Below are 5,723 nucleotides of genomic sequence, written 5' to 3'. Positions count from 1 at the left end.
GTCCTGATTATCCAGCAGGTTGTCATCTTCGGGCAACACCCTGTCGGCATTGCGCAGTACCCGTACATCCTTGCAGAGTTCTTCCAGTTTGGCGTACAGCTTCTGCATCCATACGCTGAAATCGTCATTCTCTATATACATGATTGCTTCATTTTTCTGATTATACATTATGGTCTGTCAATCGATTGATGAAGCAAAGTTCAGAAAACAGGCGCAAAGAAATTACGGGGGAACTAATGGAATCCCCTATAAATAAATCATAAGCCGTTGGTTATCTGTACCCTTTCTTTTCATGTTCCTTGCGGATAAGCTCTGCCAGTCCATTAAGAAACTCTGTGATTTTACCCGGCTTGCGTTTTATCACGTCCTCATGCTTTTGGTGGCAGTCGCTTATCTTGATGTTGAACAGCCATTCAAAGGCTTTGGACAAATCCACCAGGTAGGCGGGCTTGCCGTTCTGATATACGATTTCTTTGGAGAGGAACAGACCGCTGACCATTTCCATGATGTTGATAAGAGTAGTCTTGTCAGCGAGGAAAAGAGGGGAAAGGGCTTGTTTGTTGACGGGTTGCTGTAACTGTTCCGGGTACTTGATATGCCACTCGATAAGGCGTATTTCGGTGTTCAAAAGTCCTATCGCTTCATCAATTAGATACAGATAGGGCATTTTTTTCTTGCTCAAACCGTACACGATACGATTTAAGACGGTGCAAACCAAAGGAAAAATAACGCAGTGATACGCTATAATCCTGTTCGTTGATACTAAAATTGGCTACATGCGTAGCCAATTCCTCGATAGCTTCTGCCAACTCGGAAACAGAAACTGTACGCTGCGAGTATTCCGATAATAAACGGAAAAATCTCTGTTGTAATACACTTTCCATGTAGTGTTGAAATTATATTATTAATCGTCTTTGTTTTTCATTTTCACATATCCATTTGCATAATTCCCTATAATATTGTGATTATCATCATAAATATAGCCATTGGAATAATATCCTTTAAGTATTCTCTTTGAACTATAAATATATCCGTTAGTATAATTACCAATCGTTTCACCTTGCTTGTCAAATATATATCCATTTCGATAGGTAATCAATGACGTTTTGCATGAACCGAAACATAAAACACTCAGAATTAGTAACAATGTTCTCATATCATTTTTGAATTAGTATCTAAATCTTGATGTATCAATCTTTTTTACCTCTTTTTTCTTATATCCACCAAAGCGATAACTGAAATGTAGAGTAAATGCTCGTGAATAAAATCCGCTATTCATATTCAAGTTTTGCTCCTTAAAACGAACTCGTGTTGCAGGCATTCCCGTATCAAATATATCATTGCAACGGGCGGATAAGCTCAATTTGTCATTGGCGAAATTCCACCGTAATCCGGCAGTGAGATTAAAAATAGATTCTATATCAAATGTCCCTTGTATGACGGGCGTCTGTACATTTCCCATCAGTTCGAAAGACAAATTCTTATTTACCTTAAACGTATTATCCAGTGTGCCGCTAAATACCCATTTCTTACGATTGAAAGGAATGTCGAAAAAATTATCACAGCGTTGGTGCATTTGCATACCGACTAAGGTCAATCGGGAATCCAGCCAGTTTCCTGCCTTAAAAGGCAATATGATGTTTGCGCCCCATACCTGCATATAGTTCCAATTTGTATTTTTATAGATTAGTGCCAGCCTGTCAGTCGATTGATAGGCGGCTTGAGTGAAATAATCTGAGGTGTACGTGAAAAACAAACCAAAGATGTATTTCTGCTTCCATATATAATTCCCATTCAGGTTATAGTTTGTCATCGGTTTCAACCCCGGCGTTCCCCATAATTCTGTATATCCATTAAGATAACTGACGGAAGATTGCATATCCCAATAGCTTGGATAAGTTTTGTCCGTAGATAATGAAAGTTGAAACATATGTTTCGGTGTTTTAAAGTAAATCAATGATGCTTGTGGGTAAACTGCCCATTTATGATAATTGCCAATCGTATAATATTCTCCCGTAGCAGAAACGGATAAAGACGTACCTGTTGTATAGTTTTTGCTCAATGATACATAAAAGCTGGTAGTTTGTTCTCTTAGATTGGAATATGTGTTTTGAGTTTGAATGTTACCTGTCACTTTATCATAAGTTTGGAAATCAATGTCTTTAGCAAATCGGTAGGAAACTCCATAACCCAGATTCCATCTTTTGGGTAAAGACTGTTTCCGGTCTGCATAGATAGAATAGCGATCTATCTTTTGTCCGCCAACCATAGAGAAACAACTCTGATTTCCATCTTGATAATTTGCGTATAGCCTTTGATTATTATTGGAAGTATAATGTGTATAATCACCACCTATTTCAATTCCGAACCCCAAATGATATTGCAATGTAATATTGTGCATTTGATTGTCAACATATTTATCCACATTGCTGGTTTGGTAGTTGCCTGATGTCCGGCTGTTATTATGCTGGTCGGGGGTATAACTGCCTGTGTATGCTACATTGATATTGTTTTTGTTGTTGAAGTTATATTCAAAAGCTACTCTAAGGTCGTGCTTCCAGTACTTACTACGTAACTGTTCGTTTTGTATGATATGATGTGGTTCATCTTTTAGCGTATGTTTGGAATCAAGGTCTATGTATTCTATCTTTTTTACGTTATTTGCTCCGTACATTACATCAAAAGCCATTTTGGGAGTTGATAAACGAAAGTTTCCATTCATTCCCCCGTCATTGAAGTACTGGTTCTTATAGTCAGCACTTATCTCCCCCTGAAAAGAGTAATCGTTTGCATGCTTTAAAACAAGATTAATGACTGCTCCCCGTACATGATATTCAGGAGGTGCGCTATACATCACTTCCGCTTTTTCTACACGATTCACCGGAGTATTGCGCAAAATTGTTTCAAGCTGTCCGGCATCCATTGTGGTAGGTTTCCCATTTAGAATAACAGTCAGTTTTCCTGCTCCAGCCAAAGTTAGTATTCCTCTGTCTTCTTGCACTCCCGGTATTTTTGTCAATGCTTCATACGCATTGTTTACGAGTTGATTTTGGGTAAGAACAGCAAGATTATATCCTAAAAGTCCATTCTCCACTTTTACAAAAGGACGTTCCGCCTTTATGATAACTTCATCCAAAGCATAGTCTTTAGGTTGAAGTTGAATAATTCCGGCATCATTTCCCTTACCTGTCATCTGTTTTGTTTCATACAAAAGGTGTTGTATTATCAATCGGTATTCTTCCTGTTGGCTTTTAAAAACGAATATGCCGTCAGCATTGGAAATGGATGCGCCTATATAAGTCGAATCCATTGTTTGCAAAATAATAGTCGCACCGTCTATAGGCAGTTGTTTGTCATCTATTATTTTTCCGTTAATCGTTTGCCCCCAAGCGACTGTTTGAGAGCAACCTAAAAATAGGTAGAAAAATGTCAATGTTATTATTTTATTTAATCGCATCATACGAATTCAGTTTATTGATTACAAGACTACTAAAAGGTAAAAAAAACTCCTGCACCAAAGAACCATTCCCATTTTTTTTGTATTATGTTATATTGGTAGTTCGTTTGGGATTTAATAATGGCATGTTTACCTATCTCATATGAAAATCCTGCTCCTACCTTATAAGGGATAGAAGTTGCCGGAAGTATCACACTACGTTTTTTGTCCAGTGTATAGCTTCCATATACACTAAAATGTAATTTCTTGTTTAAAGGAATAGTCATGTTTGTTTTTTGTTGAATCTTTATAAGAGGGAGATTTTTATCTATCCGACTATTTCTCATAAGGCTTTTGCATTTTAGATTTCCATTCAATAGATTATTGTTATGATTTAATTTGTAGTGAAACGTTGTGGCGCACTCAATATTTACTACATTCGGAAAATCTTCTTTAAAATCAATATCTAACCTAAAATCATCCCAGTACCTATTATCGTCTTTTGGCGAATGACCAATAATAGACTGTTCCAGTTCCCTTTTAAAAGCATCATCAATATGGATAGGCATTTCTCCTTTCAGCATTTTGGTCAATCGGACAGAATCGTTTGGAGTCCACCCGTTTTGTACTTGTGCATTGACTGAACGGGCGAGAAATAAAAAAAATAACAAAAATATTGCTGTCTTCCAAACGTTTGAAATTATCTGATTAGTCGCATCCACACTTCATTTAAGCCTTATCCGCTAATACATCTTCTTTAATTTTGGTATTGTACACAGTTCTTTGTGCTTACCAAGTGGTTTGTTCCAATGCCTCAGAGGTAAAGACAGGAATAGGAATATCGTTGTTACTACAACTTGTTAGACACGAGAGAGTACAGATAATAAATACGGAAAACATCATGTGAAAAGTAATTTTCTTCTTCATCTTATTGCTGTTTTAAGTAATTGAACATTGATTTCTTGAAATGGCAAAATACGGAAGAATAAAGAAAAAAGGTCTTGACAATTGTCAAGACCCCGCTATAATGGATGTTAAAGATTGGCTATTTCTCCAGTTTGCAACGGATGCATTTGTTCAGTTTGTGGCGGATGCGACTGATTGTTTCAGGTGTGACTTGTAAGAAAGAAGCCACTTCTTTCAACGTAATGTGCTCTTGAATGTCGGGGCATCTGTTCAATAAATCAAGATAAAGTTCTTCCGTAGTTTTACAGTACATATCCAATAATCTATGATACATCAACAAGTATGATTGTTCGACAAGCGTACACTTTATTTGCATGGTTTCGGCATTTGTCGTAAAGAATTCCTCTGCCGTTGAATACGGTAGATAGTAAATCTTTGAATCGCAAACAGCCTCAATAGTGACTAATGACGGTCGGTCGGGATTTATGAATGTACATAAACTCCCTGCAAATTCATTTGAAAAAGTATATCCTACTATATGTATATTTCCTCTTTCATCCACATGGATATATCTCAATAAGCCGTTTTCAATATAAGCCCCCCGGCGGTTCATTTTACCCTGAACAGAGAACTGTTCTCCCTTTTTGAGTTCGATATAAGTTCCATGCTCCAAGATGAAATGTTTTAATAATTCCAATCGGGAATGCTTACCGTATTGTGCATTGAAGTTCTTCATATGTTTGATATTGTTAGGAGATGATATTTTTACTAATCTCATGCTTATACAAAACTACAATAAAGTTGTAGTTTTACAAAGACATTATTGGCATTTAAAGGAATATAACTATTTTTGTAGCAGAGTATTGAAACAGTGGAAACATAAGGCAAATTAAAGAAATACGCTCGTTTCTATATCGTTACCCATTATTCTATATACTTCTTGTAAATACCTGTTATTCAATAGATAATATTCTTGTTTTCGTTTCCCGAAAAGATAATGTAATATTTGAAAATATACTAAATGCTAAAAAAACTTCTTGGATATATTGATAATTCCAAATAAATATCTACCTTTGCACGCAGAAATCGAACCTAAGACACAAAATTGTGTTGAACGGTGCAAAGTTGTGAAAACCTTATTCAAGGGACTAACATCGTAATGAAGATATAACTTATTGAGAAATAGTGCTATACAAACCGATTTTCGGTTGCTGGTGGCACCACTTTTAAGAAAAGAAAAACGATGTAAATTCTTGAATTTCAAAGAAATTCAGGAATTTTTCATTTCCAAGAATAAGCAAAATAAGTGGGACTAAAGCAAACTATACATGGCTCACCCGATAAATCAGGGGGAAAATTCTTTAATTCTATAGAAAATTTG

At 36.2% G+C, this 5,723-nt stretch carries 6 protein-coding genes and 1 pseudogene; all 7 read right to left on the bottom strand.

The features are described 5' to 3' along the window. Positions 1–141: pseudogene (locus DW033_RS21415) on the bottom strand (DNA-binding protein); the annotation flags it as partial. Between the two features lie 130 nt (positions 142–271). Then, positions 272–691, bottom strand: coding sequence for an RteC domain-containing protein (locus DW033_RS21410; RefSeq protein WP_025815048.1), 420 nt, complete (start codon positions 689–691; stop codon positions 272–274). Beyond that, positions 645–884: a hypothetical protein gene (locus DW033_RS21405; protein ID WP_025815047.1), complete on the bottom strand. Its 240-nt coding sequence runs from the start codon at positions 882–884 to the stop codon at positions 645–647. Before DW033_RS21405 ends, DW033_RS21410 begins: the two co-directional genes overlap by 47 nt. 20 nt (positions 885–904) lie before the next feature. Next, positions 905–1,156, bottom strand: coding sequence for a 4-fold beta flower protein (locus DW033_RS24540; RefSeq protein ID WP_122377541.1), 252 nt, complete (start codon positions 1,154–1,156; stop codon positions 905–907). Between the two features lie 12 nt (positions 1,157–1,168). Continuing rightward, positions 1,169–3,460, bottom strand: a complete 2,292-nt coding sequence (locus DW033_RS21400) for an outer membrane beta-barrel family protein (protein ID WP_117887904.1) — start codon at positions 3,458–3,460, stop codon at positions 1,169–1,171. Between the two features lie 29 nt (positions 3,461–3,489). Beyond that, entirely contained in the window at positions 3,490–4,158 is a 669-nt protein-coding gene (locus DW033_RS21395; protein ID WP_025815045.1) for a hypothetical protein, read from the bottom strand. A gap of 323 nt (positions 4,159–4,481) precedes the next feature. Further along, positions 4,482–5,078, bottom strand: a complete 597-nt coding sequence (locus tag DW033_RS21390) for a Crp/Fnr family transcriptional regulator (RefSeq protein ID WP_025815044.1) — start codon at positions 5,076–5,078, stop codon at positions 4,482–4,484. Positions 5,079–5,723 lie beyond the last annotated feature (645 nt).

It is taken from the genome of Parabacteroides sp. AF39-10AC (genome assembly GCF_003635405.1).
Classification (GTDB): Bacteria; Bacteroidota; Bacteroidia; order Bacteroidales; family Tannerellaceae; genus Parabacteroides; species Parabacteroides distasonis.
Note: the sequence above shows the minus strand (reverse complement) of the source record. Positions and strands in the feature narration are given on the sequence as shown.